The sequence below is a fragment of the Blastococcus sp. TF02-09 genome, assembly GCF_003319105.1.
In the GTDB taxonomy this organism is placed as follows: domain Bacteria; phylum Actinomycetota; class Actinomycetes; order Mycobacteriales; family Geodermatophilaceae; genus Blastococcus.
This window is the reverse complement of record NZ_QOHH01000002.1, coordinates 309165-328636: the sequence shown is the minus strand read 5'-3', so window position 1 is coordinate 328636 and position 19472 is coordinate 309165. Positions and strand designations below refer to the sequence as shown.

The window sequence follows — 19472 nt, the reverse complement described above, 5'->3', positions numbered from 1 at the left end:
CATGCCGCTGACCCCCGTCCTCACCACGCGCTGGGGCGCCGACCGGTCCTGGCGGCTCTCGACCTACGAGTCGATGGAGGGCTACGCCGCCCTGCGCACCGCGCTGTCCATGCAGCCCGACGAGCTGGTCTCCCTGGTCAAGGACTCCGGGCTGCGCGGTCGCGGCGGCGCCGGCTTCCCGACCGGCATGAAGTGGAGCTTCATCCCGCAGCCCACGCCGGGGGAGACCCCGACCGGGCCGGCGGCCATGCCCAAGTACCTGGTGGTCAACGCCGACGAGGGCGAGCCGGGTACCTGCAAGGACCTGCCGCTGATGATGGCCGACCCGCACTCACTGGTGGAGGGCGTGATCATCTCCGCGTACGCGATCCGGTCGCAGTTCGCCGTCATCTACGTCCGCGGCGAGGCCGTGCACGCCCACCGACGGCTCGTCGCCGCGGTCGAGGAGGCCTACGCGGCCGGCTACCTCGGCACCGACATCCTGGGCTCGGGCTACGACCTCGAGCTGGTCGTGCACGCCGGCGCGGGTGCCTACATCTGCGGCGAGGAGACCGCGCTGCTCGACTCGCTCGAGGGCTACCGGGGCCAGCCCCGGCTCAAGCCGCCGTTCCCCGCGGTCGCCGGCCTCTACGGCGCCCCGACGGTGATCAACAACGTCGAGACGCTGGCCAGCGTGCCGTTCGTCGTCCGCGGCGGCGCGGAGTGGTTCAAGGCCTTCGGCCCGGAGAAGTCACCCGGCCCGAAGATCTACTCGCTGTCGGGCCGCGTCGTCCGCCCCGGGCAGTACGAGGCCCCCATGGGGACGACGATGCGCGAGCTGCTGGAGATGGCCGGTGGCGTGCGACCCGGCCACGAGCTCAAGTTCTGGACGCCGGGTGGCTCCTCGACGCCGTACTTCACCGCGGAGCACCTCGACGTCCCGCTGGACTTCGACTCGGTCGCCGCGGCGGGCTCGATGCTCGGCACGACGGCGCTCATGGTCTTCGACGAGACCGACTCGATCGTCGAGGCCACCCTGCGGTTCACCGAGTTCTACGCGCACGAGAGCTGCGGCAAGTGCACGCCCTGCCGCGAGGGCACCTACTGGCTGGTGCAGATCCTCGACCGGATCGCGCACGGCCGCGGCACCGCCCAGGACCTCGACCTGCTGGTGGACACCTGCGACAACATCCTGGGCCGCTCGTTCTGCGCGCTCGGCGACGGCGCCACCAGCTGCATCTCCAGCTCGCTGAAGTACTTCAAGGACGACTACGTCGCCCTGCTGCCCCCGGAGGAGCAGGCCCGGCTGGGCCGGTCGCTCCGCATCGAGCCCGTCGGAGTGGCTTCATGACGCTGACGACCCCCGGCCCGGCGCCCGCGGTCCCGCCGGGCACGCCCGGGCCGCACACCCCACCGGACGCCGTCCACTGCACCATCGACGGCTTCGAGGTCGCGGTGCCCAAGGACACCCTGATCATCCGGGCCGCCGAGCAGGTCGGCGTCTTCATCCCGCGGTTCTGCGACCACCCGCTGCTGGAGCCCGTCGGCGCCTGCCGGCAGTGCCTGGTCGAGGTGGAAGGCCAGCGCAAGCCCGTGGCCTCCTGCACCATGCCGGTCACCGAGGGCATGGCGGTGCGCACCCAGCTGTCCAGCCCGGTGGCCGACAAGGCGCAGCAGGGCACGATGGAGCTGCTGCTGATCAACCACCCGCTGGACTGCCCGACCTGCGACAAGGGCGGCGAGTGCCCGCTGCAGAACCAGGCGATGGGCCACGGCCGCACCGAGAGCCGGTTCGTCGACGAGAAGCGCACCTACCCCAAGCCGCTGGCGATCAGCACCGAGATCCTGCTCGACCGCGAGCGCTGCGTGCTCTGCGCCCGCTGCACCCGCTTCTCCCAGCAGGTGGCCGGCGACCCGTTCATCGAGCTGTTCGAGCGCGGGGCGCTGGAGCAGGTGGCGATCAACGAGGACGAGCCGTTCGAGTCCTACTTCTCCGGCAACACCACCCAGATCTGCCCGGTCGGGGCGCTCACCAGCACCCAGTACCGGTTCCGCGCCCGGCCCTTCGACCTGCGCAGCGAGGCCAGCGTCTGCGAGCACTGCGCCTCGGGCTGCGCGATGCGCACCGACTTCCGGCGCGGCAAGGTCACCCGCCGCCAGGCCGGCGAGGACCCCGCGGTCAACGAGGAGTGGACCTGCGACAAGGGCCGCTACGCGTTCCGCTACGTCACCTCCAACGAGCGGCTGACCACGCCGCTGGTCCGGGACGCGGACGGCATGCTGCAGCCGGCGTCCTGGCCCGAGGCGTGGGCCGCGGCGGCCGCCGGCCTGGCCGCGGCGCGCGAGGCGGGCGGGGTCGGGGTGCTGCCCGGCGGCCGGTTGACCGTCGAGGACGCCTACGCCTACGCGAAGTTCGCCCGCCTTGCGCTGGGCACGAACGACGTCGACGCCCGCGCCCGCGCGCACTCCGCCGAGGAGCTGGCGTTCCTCTCCACCGCGGTCGCGGGCACCGGTCCCGGCCGCGGCGGGGTCACCTACGCCGAGCTGGGCGCCGCGCCGGTCGTCCTCCTGGCGGGCCTCGAGCCCGAGGAGGAGTCGCCGATCGTCTTCCTGCGGCTGCGCACGGCGGTGCGCAGGAAGCAGGCCCAGGTCTTCGACCTCGCCCCGTTCCCGACGCGGGCCGCGCAGAAGCTGCAGGCCACCGTGCTCACCACGCTGCCCGGCGCGGAGGCCCGGTCGCTGGAGGCCCTGGCGCTGGGCACCTGGGGCGGCCCCGCCGTCGCCGCGCTGCGGCAGCCCGGCGCCGTCGTCCTCGCGGGGGAGCGGCTGGCCGAGGTGCCCGGCGCGTTCACCGCCCTCGTGCAGCTGGCGCAGGCCACCGGCGCCCGCATCGCCTGGGTGCCCCGTCGCGCCGGGGAGCGCGGCGCCGTCGAGGCCGGCGCGCTGCCCGCCCTGCTACCCGGCGGCCGCAGCGTGGACGACGCCGCGGCGCGCGCCGACGTCGGCGCCCTGTGGGGTGCCGAGGTGCCGGCCGCGCCCGGTCGCGACACCACCGGCATCCTCACCGCCGTGCGGGACCGCCGGCTGGCCGGGCTGCTCGTCGGCGGCGTCGACCCGGCCGACCTGCCCGACCCCGTGCTCGCCGGGAACGCCCTGGCGGAGGCGCGCTTCGTCGTCAGCCTGGAGATGTTCCCGACGGCGGTCACGGAGTGGGCCGACGTCGTCCTCCCGGTGGCCGCCGCCTCGGAGAAGCCGGGTAGCTACCTCGACTGGGAGGGCCGGGTCCGGTCCTTCGACGCCACGCTGCACGACACCGGCCGGCTGAGCGACGCCCGCGTGCTGCACGGCCTGGCCGACTCCATGGACGTCGACCTGCGGCTCCCCACCCCCGAGGCCGCCCGCGCGGAGCTCGCCGCGCTGGGCACCGCCCGGTCGGCCGGGGTCGCCGGCCCGGACGTCCACGCCGTCGGGGCGCCGTCGATGCGCGCGGACGAGGCGCTGCTGGCCTCCTGGCGGCAGCTGCTCGACGCCGGCACGCTCCAGCGCGACGAGCCCGAGCTCTCCGGCACCGCCCGCCGCGCCGTCGTCCGGCTGGCCGCGGAGGCCGCCGCCCGGCTGGGCGCCGTCGACGGCGATCCGGTGACCGTGACCGGGCCCGCCGGCTCGGTGACCCTGCCGCTGCTCGTCACCCCCATGCCCGACCACGTGGTCTGGCTGCCGATGCGCTCCGCGGGCAGCCAGGTGCGCACCGACCTCGGCGCCGGGCCGGGCGCCGTCGTGCGGCTCACGGCGTCGGCGCCCGCCCTCGGCCCGGCCGGAGGTGCCGCATGATGCCGCTGGCCAGCCCCGAGCAGCCCACCCTCGAGGACTTCGGCAACGACGTCTGGTGGATCGTGCTGATCAAGGTGCTCGGCGTCTTCGTGGTCCTCGTGCTCATGACGCTGTTCGCGATCGTCTTCGAGCGCAAGGTCGTCGCCCGCATGCAGCAGCGGATCGGCCCGAACCGGGTCGGCCCGCGCGGCTACCTGCAGAGCCTCGCCGACGGGCTCAAGCTGGCGTTCAAGGAAGACATCATGCCGGCGCTGGCCGACAAGCCGGTCTACTTCCTCGCCCCGGTGCTGGCGACGGTCCCGGCGTTCCTCGCCTTCTCGGTCATCCCGATGGGGCCGACCGTCAGCATCTTCGGCGAGCGCACCCCGCTGCAGCTGACCGACGCCCCCATCGGCGTGCTGGTCGTCCTCGCCTGCTCGGCGATGGGCATCTACGGCATCGTCCTGGGCGGCTGGGCCTCCGGCTCGGCCTACCCGCTGCTCGGCTCGCTGCGCAGCGCCGCCCAGATGGTCAGCTACGAGATCGCGATGGGGCTGTCGATCGTCGCGGTGTTCCTCTACGCCGGCTCGATGTCGACGTCGGAGATCGTCGCCGCGCAGGCCGACGGCAACGAGGTCTCCTTCTTCGGCTGGGAGTTCACCGGCCCCAGCTGGTTCGCCGTGCTGCTGCCGGTCTCCTTCGTCATCTACGCGATCGCGGTGGTGGGCGAGACCAACCGCGCGCCCTTCGACCTCCCCGAGGCCGAGAGCGAGCTCGTCGGCGGCTTCCACACCGAGTACTCGTCGCTGAAGTTCGCGCTGTTCTTCCTGGCCGAGTACATCAACATGGTCACCGTCTCGGCCCTGGCCGCGACGCTGTTCCTCGGCGGGTGGCGGGCGCCGTGGCCGCTGTCGATCTGGGACGGCGCCAACTCCGGCTGGTGGCCGATGCTCTGGTTCTTCCTGAAGGTCGTCGCCGCCCTGTTCGTCTTCATCTGGCTGCGCGGCACGCTGCCCCGGCTGCGCTACGACCAGTTCATGAGCTTCGGCTGGAAGGTGCTCGTCCCGACCGCGCTGCTCTGGATCCTCGTGGTCGCGACGATGCGCACGGTCTCCCGCGAGACCGACCTCTCCACCGGAGCCGTGGCGCTGTACGTCGGCGTCCCGGTCGCGCTGCTGGTGCTCGCCGGGCTGCTGGTGGCCAGCCGGGCCACGCACCGCGACACCCGGCTGATGGCGGCCGACGCCGCGGCCGGTGAGGTGCACGCCGTCGACCCCGGGGCCGAGGTCCTGCCCCCCGTCGGCCCCTCGCGCCGTCCCACCGGCGGCCCCACCCGCGCCGAGGGCGGGTTCCCCATCCCGCCGATGGACCTGGTCGTGCCGCCGTCGCCGCGGCTGCGCCGCGAGCCCGCCGGTGGGGAGGGCGGCGCGGTCGTCGCCAGCGGCCGGCGCGGCACCACGACCGTCGAGGAGGACAGCAGCGATGCCTGACCGCACCCCCGCGAACCGGAACGGGAGCGAGGTGGCCCGTCCCTCCACCGACCACGTCGCCCGGCCGACCGTCCGCGACAGCCTGGTGCCGGCTCCGCTCCAGGGCTTCGGGGTCACCTTCGCGCAGATCTTCCGCAAGGTGACCACCGAGCAGTACCCGTTCGAGCCCAAGGTGACCAAGCCGCGCTACCACGGCCGGCACGTGCTCAACCGGCACCCGGACGGCCTGGAGAAGTGCGTCGGCTGCGAGCTGTGCGCCTGGGCCTGCCCCGCCGACGCGATCTACGTCGAGGGCGGCGACAACACCGAGGAGGCCCGGTACTCGCCGGGTGAGCGGTACGGCGCGGTGTACCAGATCAACTACCTGCGCTGCATCTTCTGCGGGCTGTGCATCGAGGCCTGCCCCACCCGCTCGCTGACGATGAGCAACGACTTCGAGCTCGCCGACGACAACCGCCAGGACCTGATCTACACCAAGGAGCAGCTCATGGCGCCGCTGCTGCCCGGCATGGAGCAGCCGCCGCACCCCATGCGCCTGGGCGACGACGAGAAGGACTACTACCTGCGGGCGCCCGGCGGGGTGGTCGACGGGACGGCGCCGTCCGCCGGAGCCACGGCCTCGGGAGCGGGCGCGTGAACGAGATCGTCATCGGCGGGGGCGAGACGGTCGCCTTCTGGGTCCTCGGACCGGTCGCGCTGGCCGGCGCCCTGGGCATGGTGTTCAGCCGCAACGCCGTCCACTCGGCGATGTGGCTGGTCACGACCATGCTCTCGCTGGGCGTCTTCTACGTGATCCAGGAGGCGCCGTTCCTCGGCGCGGTGCAGATCATCGTCTACACCGGCGCGATCATGATCCTCTTCCTGTTCGTGCTGATGATGGTCGGCCGGGACTCCTCGGACTCCGTCGTCGAGACGCTGCGCGGGCAGCGGGTCGCCGCCGGCGTGCTGGGGCTCGGCTTCGCCGGTCTCGTCGGCGCGGGCATCGCCCGGGCGACCGAGGGACTCCTCGGGGTGGGCCTGGCCGACGCCCAGCCCGAGGGCAACATCCCGGCGATCGCCGAGTCGCTGTTCACCGACTACCTGCTCGCGTTCGAGGTCACCAGCGCGCTGCTGATCACCGCCGCGCTCGGCGCGATGGTGCTCGCGCACATCGAGCGCGAGCCCGGCAGCCGGCGGACGCAGAAGGAGCTGTCCCGCGCCCGGTTCCTCACCGAGCGGCCGCAGACGCTGCCCGGCCCCGGCGTCTACGCGCGGGCCAACTCGGTCGCCGCGCCGGCGCTGCTCCCGGACGGCCGCACCGCGCCGGACAGCCAGGCGACGGGGATCGAGCCACAGGTGGCCGAGCAGATGCCGCGGCCCACCGGGCGCGAGCAGCTGGGCTCGCCGGACGACGCGCTCGGCACCCTCGACCCCGCCCCCCTCGACGGCCCGGACGGTGCTCGGTGACGCTCACGTACTACCTGGTGCTGGCCGCGATCCTGTTCACCATCGGCGCCGTCGGCGTGCTGGTCCGCCGCAACGCGATCGTCGTGTTCATGTGCATCGAGCTGATGCTCAACTCGGTGAACCTCACGCTGGTCACCTTCGCGCGCGCCACCGGCACGGTCGACGGCCAGATCATGGCCTTCTTCGTCATGGTGGTCGCGGCGGCCGAGGTGGTCGTCGGCCTCGCCATCATCATGTCGATCTACCGGACCCGTCGGTCCGCCTCGGTCGACGACGCCAACCTGCTGAAGTACTGACGGGGACCGGGGAATGGCTGAGGTACTGCCCGCCGAGGGCCTGCTGGCGACGTCCTGGCTGCTGATCGCGCTGCCCCTGGCGGGTGCGGCGGTGCTGCTGCTGGGCGGCCGGCGCACCGACCGGTGGGGTCACCTGCTCGGGACCGGGACCGTCGTGGCGGCGTTCCTGCTGGCGGTGCTGTGCACCGTCCGCCTGGCCGACGTCGAGGGCCGGTCGGTGGACGTCGACCTGTTCACCTTCATCTCGACCGGTGAGCTCGACGTGCGGGCCGGCCTGCTCTACGACCCGCTGTCGGCGGTCTTCGTGCTGCTGATCACCGGTGTCGGCGCGCTGATCCACGTCTACTCGATCGGCTACATGGCGCACGACCCCGCCCGCCGTCGCTTCTTCGCCTACCTCAACCTCTTCGTCGCCGCGATGCTGCTGCTGGTCCTCGGCAACAGCTACGTCGCGCTCTACGTGGGCTGGGAGGGCGTCGGTCTGGCGTCCTACCTGCTCATCGCCTTCTGGTACACCCGCCCGGGCGCCGCGACGGCGGCCAAGAAGGCCTTCATCATGAACCGGGTCGGCGACGTCGGCCTGGCCCTGGCGATCTTCGTGATGTTCGCCCAGCTGGGGACGACGTCTTACGAGGGCGTCTTCGGCGCCGTCGGCACCCTGGCCGGCGGCACGGTCACCGCGCTGGGTCTCCTGCTGCTGCTCGGGGCGTGCGGAAAGTCGGGCCAGTTCCCACTGCAGGCCTGGTTGCCCGACGCCATGGAGGGCCCCACCCCGGTCTCGGCGCTGATTCACGCCGCCACGATGGTCACCGCGGGCGTCTACCTCATCGCCCGCTCCGCGCCCATCTACGACCTCAGCGAGACGGCCCGGACCGTGGTCATGGCCGTCGGTGCGCTCACGCTGCTGATCGGGGCCATCGCGGGCTGCGCCTTCGACGACATCAAGAAGGTGCTGGCCTACTCCACGGTCAGCCAGATCGGCTACATGTTCCTGGCCGTCGGGCTCGGACCGGCCGGCTACGTCGCCGCGCTCGCCCACCTGCTGGCGCACGGCTTCTTCAAGGCCGGGCTGTTCCTGGGCGCCGGCTCGGTCATGCACGCGATGCACGACCAGGTGGACATGCGCCGGTTCGGCGGCCTCTGGAACAAGCTGCCGATCACCTTCGGCACCTTCGGCCTGGGCTACCTCGCCCTGATCGGGTTCCCGTTCCTGTCGGGGTTCTTCACCAAGGACGCGATCATCGAGGCGACGCTCGACCGGGACGACTGGCTGGGATGGACCACCGGGGGCGTCGCCGTCCTCGCCGCCGGGCTGACCGCCTTCTACATGACCCGGCTCATGCTCATGACCTTCTTCGGCCGGCCCCGGTGGGAGGACGGCGTGCACCCGCACGAGGCGCCACCGGTCATGACGGTGCCGATGGTCGCGCTCGCCGTCGGCTCGGTGTTCTCCGGAGCGCTGCTGGTGGCGGTCTTCCCGCTGTCGGACTGGCTGGAGCCGGTGTTCGGCGAGCCCGAGGAGGCCGAGCACGTGATCGAGCCGTTCATCATCGGCATCGCGCTCACGGTGATCATGGCCCTGGGTGTCCTGGCCGCGTGGCTGTTCGTCGGGCGCCGCGAGGTGCCGGTCACCGCACCCGTGCGGGTCTCGCCGGTGACCCGCGCCGCCCGCAACGCGCTCTACGCCGACACGATCAACGAGTCGCTGTTCATGCGCCCGGGCCAGTGGCTGACCCGCGCCCTGGTCTGGGTGGACAACCGCGGGGTGGACGGCGCGGTCAACGGCCTGGCCGCCGGGCTCGGCGGCTCGTCGTCGCGGCTGGGCCGCACGCAGACCGGGTTCGTGCGCACCTACGCCCTCGGCATGCTCGGCGGCGCCGTGCTGGTGGCCGGGGCGCTGCTGGCGGTGACGTCGGGATGAGCGCAAGCCTGTCGATGAACGGAGAGCCCGAGCATGAGTGACTTCCCGTTCCTCGTGACGATGATCGCCGTGCCCGCGGTGGGCGCTGCGGTGGTCGCGGCGCTGCCGAAGGGCCGCGAGCTGCTCGCGCGGCAGCTGTCGCTCGGTGTCAGCCTGGTCGTGCTGGTGCTCGCCGTCCTGGCCGCGGTCGCGTTCGACACCGGCGGGGAGCGGTTCCAGCTGACGACGTCGGTGGCGTGGATCCCCGACTTCGGCGTGGAGTTCGCCCTCGGCGTCGACGGCATCGCGCTGGTGATGCTGCTGCTCGTCGGCCTGCTGGTGCCGCTGGTCATCGGCGCGTCCTGGGAGGACGGCCCCGGGGGCACGCCGGAGGAGCGCCCCGTACGGTTCTTCTTCGCCTGGCTGCTGCTGCTCGAGGCGATGATGGTCGGCGTCTTCGCCGCCACCGACGTGTTCCTGTTCTACGTCTTCTTCGAGGCGATGCTCGTCCCGATGTACTTCCTGATCGGCCGCTTCGGGGGGCCGCGCCGGCAGTACGCCGCGGTCAAGTTCTTCCTCTACAGCCTGGTCGGCGGGCTGGTCATGCTCGCCGCGGTCATCGGCCTGTACGTGGTGAGCGCCAGCGAGCTGGGGGAGGGCACCTTCGCGTTCGACGCGCTGCGCCAGCTGGAAATCGACCCGGGCGTGCAGAAGCTCTTGTTCCTGGGCTTCTTCGTCGCCTTCGCCATCAAGGCGCCGCTGGTCCCGCTGCACACCTGGCTGCCCGACTCCGCTGCGGAGGTGCCGATCGGCGGCGCAGTGCTCCTCGTCGGCGTGCTCGACAAGGTGGGCACCTTCGGGTTCCTGCGCTACTGCCTGCCGCTGTTCCCCGACGCGTCGCGCGCCTTCGCCCCGCTGGTGCTCGTCCTGGCCGTGGTCGGCGTCCTCTACGCGGCGCTGCTGGCGATGGGGCAGAGCGACATGAAGCGGCTCGTCGCCTACACCTCGATCTCGCACTTCGGCTTCATCGCGCTGGGCATCTTCGCCTTCACCACCGAGGCGGCCTCCGGTGCGGTGCTCTACATGGTCAACCACGGCATCGCGACCGGCCTGCTGTTCCTCGTCGTGGGCATGCTCATCGCCCGCGGCGGCTCCCGACAGATCGGCGACTACGGCGGCGTGGCCGCGCAGGCGCCGAAGCTCGCCGCGGTGTTCCTCGTGGCCGGGCTGGCCTCGCTGGCGCTGCCGGGCACCAACAGCTTCGTCAGCGAGTTCCTCGTGCTGCTCGGCTCGTTCCCGGAGCGCCTGGTGTACGCGATCCTGGCCACCGTCGGCATCATCCTGGCCGCCCTCTACATCCTGCTGATGTACCAGCGGACGATGCACGGCCCCGCCCGGGGCGTGGTCGCGCCCGCCGAGGGCGCCGGGTCCCCACCGGGCGGGACTGCGGACGGGGCGGGTGCCACCGCGGTGCTCACGGCGCCGGCCCGCACCGCCGTGCGCTTCCACGACCTCAGCGTCCGGGAGATCGCGGTGGTGGCGCCCCTGGTGGTGCTGATCATCGTGCTCGGCGTCCAACCCCAGCTGCTGCTGGACATCATCGAGCCGGCGGTCGTCGCGACCCTGGACGACCTCGGAGCGACCCGATGATCGACGCCCCCGACCTCTCGCTGGCGGCCCTGGCACCGCTGCTGTTCGTGTTCGGTGCGGCCTGCATCGGCGTGCTCGTCGAGGCGTTCGCGCCGCGGGAGGTGCGGCACCCCGTGCAGGTCGCCGTCGCCCTCGTCGGCACGGGCGGCGGCCTGGCCGCCACGATCGTGTACGCGGCCACCCACGAGTGGGGGGGCGGCGCCGGCTCGGTCACCGCGGCCGGCGCGCTCGCCGTCGACCGGGCCGGGCTGTTCCTGCAGGCCACCGTCGCCGGGCTCGCCGTGCTGGCGGTGCTGCTGTTCGCCGAGCGCAGCCTGGACCCGGCCCGGTCGGCCTTCGTCGCCTCGGCGGCCGTGCCCGCGGGCAGCCCGCGCGACCGCGATCAGCTGACGGCCACCCGGGTGCAGACCGAGGTCTACCCGCTGGCGCTGTTCGCCGTCGGCGGCATGATGCTCTTCGTCACCGCGAACGACCTGCTCATCATGTTCGTCGCGCTCGAGGTGCTCAGCCTCCCGCTCTACCTGATCAGCGGGCTGGCCCGGCGCCGGCGGCTGCTGTCCCAGGAGGCGGCGGTCAAGTACTTCCTGCTGGGTGCCTTCGCCTCGGCGTTCTTCCTCTACGGCCTGGCCCTGGTCTACGGCGCCACCGGCAGCGTCCGGCTGGGGGAGATCCGCCAGTCCCTCGCCGCCAACGACGGCGACGTGCTGGTCGTGCTGGGCCTGGCGCTGCTGGTCGTCGGGCTGCTGTTCAAGGCCAGCGTCGCGCCCTTCCACAGCTGGACGCCGGACGTCTACCAGGGTGCCCCGACGCCGGTCACCGCGTTCATGGCGGCCTGCACCAAGGTCGCGGCGTTCGGCGCGATCCTCCGGCTGCTGTACGTCGGCTTCGGGACCGAGGAGTGGACCTGGCGGCCGCTGGTCTACGGCGTGGCCATCGTCTCGATGGTCGTCGGCGCGGTCCTCGGGCTCACCCAGACCGACCTCAAGCGCATGCTCGCCTACTCCTCGATCGCCCACGCCGGCTTCCTGCTCACCGGCGTCCTCGGCCTGGGTGCCGACGGCGAGGGGTCGGGGCTCGCGGCCACGATGTTCTACCTGCTCACCTACGGTCTGACCACGATCGGCGCCTTCGCGGTCCTCACCCTGGTGCGCGACGGCGACGGCGAGGCCGGGCACCTGTCGCAGTGGGCGGGGCTGGCCAGCAGGTCCCCGCTGACGGCCGCGGTGATGGGCCTGTTCCTGCTCGCTCTGGCCGGCATTCCGCTGACCGCGGGCTTCACCGGGAAGTTCGCCGTGTTCCGCGCGGCCATCGAGCAGGGTGCCTGGCCGCTGGTCCTGGTCGCGGTGCTGGCCAGTGCGGTGGCCGCCTTCTTCTACCTGCGCGTCATCGTGCTCATGTACTTCTCGCCGCCCGCGGCCGACGGCCCGACGGTGGGCGTGCCGGGGGTCCCGACGACGGTCGTGCTGGCCGTGACCGCGACCGCCACGCTCGCGCTGGGCATCCTTCCCGGGGCGGTGCTGGACCTGGCCGAGCAGGCGGCTAGATTCGTCGGCTGATGACCGGAGCCCGTGCCGCAGCCGACGGCACCACCACCGAGGTCTGGCACCGGATCTCGACGCCGGCCTCCACCATGGGGCCCTGGCTGCCCGACGGTCCCCTGGGCACCGCTCTCGCCGAGGGGCTGGCGCGCGTCGAGTCGGCGCTCTCCACCGCCGTCGGCAGCGAGCACCCCTTCGTGCGCGAGGCGGCCGGTCACCTCATGGCCGCCGGGGGCAAGCGGTTCCGCCCCATGCTGGCGCTGCTGGCCGCCCAGCTGGGCGACCCGGAACGCCCCGAGGTCACCTCGGCGGCCGTGGTCTGCGAGCTCACCCACCTGGCGACGCTCTACCACGACGACGTCATGGACGAGGCCTCCGTGCGCCGTGGGGCCCCGAGCGCCAACAGCCGCTGGACCAACAGCGTCGCTATCCTCACCGGCGACCTGCTCTTCGCCCGCGCGTCGGACCTGCTGGCCGACCTGGGCCCCGAGGCGGTCCGCATCCAGGCGCGCACGTTCGAGCGGCTGGTCACCGGCCAGATCCGCGAGACGGTGGGAGCCCAGCCCGGTGACGACCCGGTGGGCCACTACCTCGAGGTGCTGGCGGACAAGACCGGCTCGCTGGTCGCCACCTCCGCCCGCTTCGGCGCCCGGTTCGCCGGGGTCGACGCCGACCTGGTCGAGGCGCTCACCGCCTTTGGCGAGGAGGTCGGGGTGGCCTTCCAGCTCTCCGACGACCTCATCGACATCGTCAGCGTCGCCGGTGCCTCCGGGAAGTCGCCGGGCACCGACCTCCGCGAGGGCATCGCCACCCTCCCGGCGCTGTTCGCGCTCGGCGGGGACGACCCCGCCGAGGCGCGGCTGCGCGAGCTCGTCGCGGCCCCCGTCACCGACGACGCCGAGCACGCCGAGGCGCTGGCCCTGCTGCGCTCGTCCCGGTCGCTGGAGCGGGCCACCGGCGTGCTGCGCGAGTACGCCGACCGCGCGCGGGCGCAGCTGGCCGTCGTCCCGGCCGGCGACGTCCGCGACGCCCTGTCCGCCCTGTGCGACTACGTGGTGACCCGCACCTCCTAGCGGCATGCTGGAGGGGTGCGCCGCGCCCCGCTCGTCCTGGCCGCCCTCCTCGTGCTCCCCGGATGCGGGGGTGCCGACGACGACGGCTCCCCGGCGCCGTCCGCGAGCGCGCCGGCCGGGGCGCCAAAGCTGCAGGTCGAGGTGGTCACCGACGGTCTGCAGAACCCCTGGGACGTCGTCCAGGCGCCCGAAGGCACGCTGCTGCTCGACGAGCGCGCCGGTGGGCTGACCGCCGTCCTCCCCGACGGCACGGTGCGCGAGGTGCGGGCCGACTTCGGCGACCTCTTTGCGGTCGGGGAGACCGGCCTCATGGGGCTCGCCCTGGACCCCGCCTTCGACGACGACGACCGGCGGCTGTACAGCTGCCAGGGCGACGAGGACGGGGCGATCCAGGTGGTGGCGTGGACGGTCGCCCCCGACTGGTCCTCGGCCACCCGGACGGCTGATCCGCTGGTCGACGGGCTGCCGCTCAACGAGGACATCGGGCGGCACGGAGGCTGCCGGCTCCAGTTCGCCCCCGACGGCGCCCTGCTCGTCGGCACCGGCGACACCGCGAACGGCTCACTGCCCCAGGACCCGGACTCGCTCGGCGGCAAGGTCCTCCGGGTCGACGCGGCGACCGGGGCGGTGGAGGTGTGGACGCTCGGGCACCGCAACGTGCAGGGGCTGGCCGTGCGCCCGGGCACCGACCAGGTGTTCTCGGTGGAGCACGGGCCCGACCGCGACGACGAGGTGAACCTGCTCCGGCAGGGGAGCAACTACGGCTGGGACCCCGACGGCGACGGCGACTACGACGAGAGCGTGCCCATGACCGACCCCGACATCCCGGGCGCCGTCCCAGCCGTCTGGTCCTCGGGCGTGCCCACGCTGGCCACCAGCGGCGCGACCTTCCTCGACGGCCCGCAGTGGGGTGAGTACGACGGGCTGCTGGTGATCGGGCTGCTCAAGGCGCAGGGCGTGCTGGCACTGCGGCTCGACGACGCCGGCGAGCTGACCGAGCAGTTCCTCCTCCCCGAGCTCGACGGAACCCAGGGCCGCATCCGGTCGCTGCACCAGGGCGTCGACGGCGCGCTGTACGCCACCACCGACAACGGCACCGACGACCGGCTGCTCCGCGTCACGGTGCGGGACTGAGCGCCCGTCCGGCCACCCGGACCGCGGTCACGTGCCGGTCGGCAGCTCCACGGTGACGACCAGTCCGCCGTCGGGACGGGCCCGGGCGTCGATGAGACCTCCATGAGCAGTCGTGATGGATCGCGCGATGGTCAGTCCGAGCCCGGCACCGCCGGTGTGGTCAAGGCGATCGCCACGAGCCCGGCGGAACGGCTCGAACAGTCCGGGTACCGACTCAGCAGCCACCACAGGGCCGCTGTTGGTGACCGTCAGCACCGGCTGTCCCGGATGCACCTGCACGCACACCTCGCCGCCCGCCTGGTTGTACTTGATGCCGTTGGACACCAGGTTGGCCAGCAGCCGCTCCAGCAGAGCCGCCTCACCCGCCACCGTCACCGGCGCCAGGTCGCTGGACAGGACGACGCCGACCTGCCGGGCCGCGTCGGCGTGCAGCGCGACGGCGTCCGCGGCGATCTCGTCCAGTCGCTGAGGGGTCCGCGAGCGGAGGCCCTGGTCGCTCTCGGCGAGCACCAGCAGGCCCTCGATCAGGCTCTCGTTGCGCTGGTTGGCCGCCAGCAGCTGGCGGGCGAGCAGTTCCAGCTGCTGCGGCGTCGGGTCCCCTGCCAGCCCCACCTCGACGAGCGTCCGCTGGACGGCGAGCGGCGTGCGCAGCTCGTGCGAGGCGTTGCCGGCGAACCGGCGCTGGCCTTCGTAGCCCGCGGCGACCCGGTCCAGCATCGAGTCGATCTCGCCCGCCAGCCGGGACAGCTCGTCACGGCGGCCCCGGGACCCGGTGCGCTCGACGAGGTTCTGCGGGCCGAACCTGCCGACCGCCCGGGTCATCTGCCGCAGGGGAGCCAGGGTCCACCGTCCGAGCAGCACGAGACCGAGGACGACGGCGGCGCTGACGACCAGCAGCAGTGTCAGGGCGTACGGGCCGGTGAACTGCGCGTTGTCGCAGCTGTACCCCCAGTTGCGCCAGTCGCCGCTGCACAGGACGTAGTCGTCCACGACGTGATGGTGGATGCTCCGGACCAGCTGATCGGCCCAGGTGAGCCACAGCGAACCGACGACGAGGACGGTCAGCACCGTCACGACCAACCGGGGTCGCAGGGCGGTCCGCACGATCAGGCGTTGCCGAGCCGGTAGCCGACCCGGGGCACGGTGTGCAGCACGGGCGGGTCGCCCAGCTTGCGTCGCAGCGTCATCACCGCGACCCGCACGGCGTTGGTGAACGGGTCGGCGTGCTCGTCCCAGGCCTGCTCCAGCAACTGCTCGGCGGTCACCACCCGTCCTTCGGCGCGCATCAGGACGGTGAGGACCGCGAACTCCTTGGGGGTGAGCGACAGGACGGCGCCTTCCCGGGACACCGTGTGCCGGGGGATGTCGAGCACGATGCCGTGCTGGTCGAGCACCGGCGGGGTCGCCTCGCGCGAGCGGCGGCCCAGGGCCTGCACGCGCGCGGCCAGTTCGGCGAAGGCGAAGGGCTTGGTGAGGTAATCGTCCGCGCCCAGCGAGAGACCGTCGACCCGGTCGCGGACCCCCGCGGCGGCGGTCAGCATCAGCACCCTGACGCCGTCCCGTCGGGCCGTGAGGTGCCGGCACACCTCGTCGCCGGTACGGCCGGGCATGTCCCGGTCGAGAACGGCCACGTCGTAGCGGTGGACCGAGACCAGCTCGACCGCAGCCGCGCCGTCGTAGCAGACGTCGACGGCCATCGACAACCGGCGCAGTCCCTCGGCCACCGTGTCGGCGAGCAATCTCTCGTCGTCGGCCACCAGCACGCGCATCCCTGCCTCCTCCCGGCCCTCCGGTCCTCGGACGATCGGTCCTCCCACCAGGATGCCTGGCGCGGGCATAAGGAAGGCATAAGGGAACGGCTGACGTCGGTCAGCGCCGCCGGCGCGCACTCTTCCGGCGTGCCGCCTCCCTCACGCCCGAGCGCGGGCTCCCCGGTGCAGCGACCGCTCCCTCCGGTCCCGCCGCCGCGCCGCGCGACGTCTGCGCGCCCCGCGTCGCGGCCGACCCGCCCTCCGCATCCCGCGGACGGGCACCCACGCCCCCGCAGTCAGGGCGCCCGCACGACGTACCGGCACGGCCGGGTGGTGCGGCGTCGCCCGGTGCGCCGGCGCAGCACACCGGTCGTTCTTGGCGTCCTCCTCGCCGTGCTCCTCGGGTACGTCGGCCTCGGCCGGGTCCAGGAGGGGCCGGTGCCGGTCACGGCGGGGCCGGCCATCGCGTGGCCGGTTCAGGGCCAGGCCGCCTACACGACCTCCGTGCTCGACGCCATCCGTGCCGACGGAGTGGAAGGCCCGGTCCCCATCGCGAGCGTCACGAAAGTGATGACCGCCTACGTCGTCCTCCAGGAGCGCCCCCTGGAGCAGGGGGAGGCGGGGGCGACGATCCCGGTCACCGGCGCGGACGTCGCCGACATGCAGCGCCGGCAGGCGAACGGTGAGTCCGTCGTCGCGGTGGCGGCGGGCGAGGACCTCACCCAGCTGCAGGCTCTGTACGCGCTCATGCTGCCCTCGGCCAACAACGTCGCCGTGCTCCTGGCCCGGTCGACCGCCGGCTCCGTGGACGCCTTCGTCGAGCTGATGAACCGTGCGGCCGACGACCTGGGCATGGACGACACGGTCTACACCGACCCGAGCGGTATGGCCGACGACACCGTCTCCACAGCGGCCGACCAGGTGCGGCTGTTCGACGCGGCGCTGCGCGATCCGGTGTTCGCCGCGGTGGCCGGAGCCACGGCAGCCGAGCTCCCGGTGGCGGGCACCGTGGTGACGACCAGCCGGCTGCTCGGCCAGGACGGCTTCGTGGCCGGCAAGACGGGCTCGCACGACGCGGCCGGGGGGTGCTACGTCTTCCGGGTGGTGCGCACGGTGGCTGGCCGGGAGGTCGTGATCACCGGCGCCGTGCTGGGGCAGCGCGGCGGTCCCTACATCGAGGCCGCCCTGCGAGCCGCTGAGGCGCTGACCGCTCAGGTCGCAGCGAGCCCCGACGTCCGGGCGGGATGAGCAGTCGTCACCATCGCCGTCCGGAGACGCGGGCCGGGACGGCGATGCCGGGCGGCAGCAGCGGGCACGGCTCCGGGCGGCCCAGCACCGACGTGATCGGCAGGACGCCGGCCCACACCGGGAGGGAAAGGTCGCGCTCGTCGTCGCCGGGCGGTCCGGTGCGGATCTTGACGCTGGCCTCGGTGAGGTCGAGGGCGAGCACCGCCGTCGCGGCCAGCTCCTTGCGGTCGGGCCGGCGGGTGGCGTCCCACGAGCCGGGCGCCAGCTGCTCGGTGAGTACGCGGAGGCCGAGCACCTGCTCCTCCGGGTCGGTCACCGGGCGCATCGCACCGTGGACTACCGCGCACCGGTAGTTCACGGAGTGGTGGAAGGCCGACCGCGCGTACACGACGCCGTCCAGGTGGGTGACGGTGAAGCAGACCGGGGCGCCGGCCCGGGCCGCGCGCAGGGTCGCGGCGCCGGTGGAGCCGTGCAGGTAGAGCGTGTCCCCGTGCCGGCCGTACCCCGTGGGCAGGACGACGGGGGCGCCGTCGAGCACGACCGCCAGGTGGCCCACCAGCCCGGCGTCGAGGACGGCGTGTAGGTCGGCGCGGTCGGTGCGGGCCCGCTTCGCGCCCCGGCGGACGGTGCTGCGGGCGGTCGGTGACAGGGGTGGTGCGGCGTCCATGTCTCCATGCTGACCCCGCAGGTGGCCCTCCGGAACAGCCAATCCGCTAGCGTTCCGCCAGGCCACTCGATCAGGAGGTGCGGTGAACGGGATCCCGCCGGTGGTGCTCGACCGGACCGCGGCCGCGCCACTATCGGCGCAGCTCGCCGACGCGCTGCGGGCGGCAGCCGCCGCCGGGGCGCTGCGGCCGGGGGACCGGCTGCCCTCGACGCGCGAGCTCGCGGTCGCGCTCCGCGTCAGCCGCACGGTCACCAGCGCCGCCTACGACCAGCTGCTGGCCGAGGGCTGGGCGGGCGGCCGCCGGGGCGTGGGGACCTTCGTGCTGGGTGCGGCGCCCGCGACGCCGGCAGCGCCGGCACCCCGGCGGGCGAGCGGCGGGCCCGCGCCCGCGCTGGTGGACCTCCGGGCCGGCTCGCCCTGCCTGGAGGTGCTGGACCGGGCCGCGTGGCGGCGGGCCTGGCGTGCGGCGGGTGACCAGCTCCCGGACCCCCGGCCTGAGGACGCCGGCGACCCGGGTTTCCGGGCGGCGGTCGCCGAGCACCTGCTCCGCCACCGCGGGCTGGTGGCCGGCCCGGACGACGTGCTCGCCACCGCCGGGACCTCGGCCGCCGTGGGCGAGGTGGCCCGCCTCCTGCCGCCGGGCAGCCGGGTGGCCGTCGAGGACCCCGGCTACTCCCGGGCGGTGGCGGCGCTGCGCGACGCGGGCGTCGAGGTGGTCCCCGTGCCGGTCGACGACGACGGGCTGGTCGTGGACGCCCTCCCGGCGGGTCTCGCGGCGGTGTACTGCACCCCGGCCCACCAGTTCCCGACCGGCCGGCGGATGACCGCGGCGCGCCGGCTCGCCCTGGTCGCCCGCGCTCGGGCGGAGGGCTGGTGGGTCCTGGAGGACGACTACGACGGCGAACTGCGTTTCGACGTCGCCCCGCTGCCGCTGCTCGGCGCCCTGGGGCCCGACGTCGTCGTGCACCTCGGCACCTCGAGCAAGATCCTCAGCCCGACCCTCGGGGTGGGGTGGCTGGTCGCTCCACCCACCGTCCGCGCGGGCCTGCTGGCCCGCCGCGCCGCCACCGCCATGCGGCCGGCGCGCGCCGGCCAGCGCGTCCTCGCGGCGCTCGCCGGGTCCGGCGACCTGTCCCGGCACCTGCGCCGGCTGCGGCGGGAGATGGCCGCCCGCCGGGAGCTGGTGCGGGCGGCGGTCACCGCCGCCGGGCGCCCCGTCGAGGGCGACCCCGCCGGCGCGCACGTCCTCGTGCCGCTGGAGGACGTCGCCGCGGAGGAGGCGCTGATCGCCGGTGCGGCGCGGCAGGGGCTCGCGCTGGACGGGCTCGGACGGCACCACCTCGCCGACGTCCCCGGCCGCGGCGCCGGGCTGGTGCTCGGCTTCGCCGCGCCCAGCCGCGCCGAGCTGGACCGGGCGCTCCCGGTGCTCACCGCGCTGCTGCGCCGGTAGACGACGACGGGCCCGCCTCCCGGGGGGGAGACGGGCCCGT

General features: G+C 73.8%; 16 protein-coding genes. 13 read left to right on the top strand and 3 right to left on the bottom strand.

Going from position 1 to position 19472, the window contains the following annotated elements:
* Position 1 precedes the first annotated feature (1 nt).
* Genes nuoF through DQ239_RS04010 form a run of 11 tightly spaced genes read left to right on the top strand, consistent with a single transcriptional unit; the run spans position 2 to position 14316 of the window.
* Positions 2 to 1330 carry an NADH-quinone oxidoreductase subunit NuoF gene (gene nuoF / locus DQ239_RS04060; RefSeq protein WP_113832995.1) on the top strand — a complete coding sequence of 443 codons (1329 nt, stop codon included), beginning with the start codon at positions 2 to 4 and terminating at the stop codon, positions 1328 to 1330.
* Positions 1327 to 3810, top strand: a complete 2484-nt coding sequence (locus DQ239_RS04055; protein ID WP_113832993.1) for an NADH-quinone oxidoreductase subunit G — start codon at positions 1327 to 1329, stop codon at positions 3808 to 3810. Before nuoF ends, DQ239_RS04055 begins: the two co-directional genes overlap by 4 nt.
* Positions 3810 to 5279, top strand: coding sequence for an NADH-quinone oxidoreductase subunit NuoH (gene nuoH, locus DQ239_RS04050; protein ID WP_233488721.1), 1470 nt, complete (start codon positions 3810 to 3812; stop codon positions 5277 to 5279). Before DQ239_RS04055 ends, nuoH begins: the two co-directional genes overlap by 1 nt.
* A complete protein-coding gene (nuoI, locus tag DQ239_RS04045; protein ID WP_233488720.1) occupies positions 5272 to 5916 on the top strand; it encodes an NADH-quinone oxidoreductase subunit NuoI in 645 nt (214 codons plus the stop codon). The genes nuoH and nuoI overlap by 8 nt, the downstream gene beginning before the upstream one ends.
* On the top strand, positions 5913 to 6725 hold the full coding sequence (locus DQ239_RS04040; RefSeq protein ID WP_113832989.1) for an NADH-quinone oxidoreductase subunit J: 813 nt from the start codon (positions 5913 to 5915) through the stop codon (positions 6723 to 6725). The genes nuoI and DQ239_RS04040 overlap by 4 nt, the downstream gene beginning before the upstream one ends.
* The gene (gene nuoK, locus DQ239_RS04035; RefSeq protein ID WP_089336423.1) at positions 6722 to 7021 is read left to right on the top strand and encodes an NADH-quinone oxidoreductase subunit NuoK; all 300 of its coding nucleotides are present in this window, start codon (positions 6722 to 6724) and stop codon (positions 7019 to 7021) included. The genes DQ239_RS04040 and nuoK overlap by 4 nt, the downstream gene beginning before the upstream one ends.
* 13 nt (positions 7022 to 7034) lie before the next feature.
* A complete protein-coding gene (gene nuoL, locus DQ239_RS04030; RefSeq protein WP_113832987.1) occupies positions 7035 to 8942 on the top strand; it encodes an NADH-quinone oxidoreductase subunit L in 1908 nt (635 codons plus the stop codon).
* A gap of 33 nt (positions 8943 to 8975) precedes the next feature.
* A complete protein-coding gene (locus DQ239_RS04025; protein WP_113832985.1) occupies positions 8976 to 10571 on the top strand; it encodes an NADH-quinone oxidoreductase subunit M in 1596 nt (531 codons plus the stop codon).
* Positions 10568 to 12127, top strand: coding sequence for an NADH-quinone oxidoreductase subunit NuoN (gene nuoN / locus DQ239_RS04020; RefSeq protein ID WP_113832983.1), 1560 nt, complete (start codon positions 10568 to 10570; stop codon positions 12125 to 12127). Before DQ239_RS04025 ends, nuoN begins: the two co-directional genes overlap by 4 nt.
* A complete protein-coding gene (locus tag DQ239_RS04015) occupies positions 12127 to 13182 on the top strand; it encodes a polyprenyl synthetase family protein (protein WP_113832978.1) in 1056 nt (351 codons plus the stop codon). Before nuoN ends, DQ239_RS04015 begins: the two co-directional genes overlap by 1 nt.
* A gap of 15 nt (positions 13183 to 13197) precedes the next feature.
* On the top strand, positions 13198 to 14316 hold the full coding sequence (locus DQ239_RS04010; RefSeq protein WP_113832976.1) for a PQQ-dependent sugar dehydrogenase: 1119 nt from the start codon (positions 13198 to 13200) through the stop codon (positions 14314 to 14316).
* Between the two features lie 27 nt (positions 14317 to 14343).
* Here DQ239_RS04010 and DQ239_RS20270 read toward each other — a convergent pair whose 3' ends face one another.
* Complete coding sequence (locus tag DQ239_RS20270; protein ID WP_199582601.1) at positions 14344 to 15390, bottom strand: HAMP domain-containing sensor histidine kinase; 1047 nt, start codon at positions 15388 to 15390, stop codon at positions 14344 to 14346.
* 32 nt (positions 15391 to 15422) lie between these two features.
* Entirely contained in the window at positions 15423 to 16085 is a 663-nt protein-coding gene (locus DQ239_RS04000) for a response regulator transcription factor (RefSeq protein WP_113832974.1), read from the bottom strand.
* Positions 16086 to 16400: 315 nt separating this feature from the next.
* Here DQ239_RS04000 and DQ239_RS03995 point away from each other — a divergent pair, with 315 nt between their 5' ends.
* The gene (locus tag DQ239_RS03995) at positions 16401 to 17315 is read left to right on the top strand and encodes a serine hydrolase (RefSeq protein WP_147251990.1); all 915 of its coding nucleotides are present in this window, start codon (positions 16401 to 16403) and stop codon (positions 17313 to 17315) included.
* A gap of 7 nt (positions 17316 to 17322) precedes the next feature.
* Here the strand turns inward: DQ239_RS03995 and DQ239_RS03990 are convergent, their stop codons facing one another.
* Positions 17323 to 17982: a pyridoxamine 5'-phosphate oxidase family protein gene (locus DQ239_RS03990; protein WP_113832970.1), complete on the bottom strand. Its 660-nt coding sequence runs from the start codon at positions 17980 to 17982 to the stop codon at positions 17323 to 17325.
* 82 nt (positions 17983 to 18064) lie between these two features.
* On the opposite strand from DQ239_RS03990, the gene DQ239_RS03985 reads away from it, so the two are divergent.
* Positions 18065 to 19432, top strand: a complete 1368-nt coding sequence (locus DQ239_RS03985) for a PLP-dependent aminotransferase family protein (protein WP_113832968.1) — start codon at positions 18065 to 18067, stop codon at positions 19430 to 19432.
* Positions 19433 to 19472 lie beyond the last annotated feature (40 nt).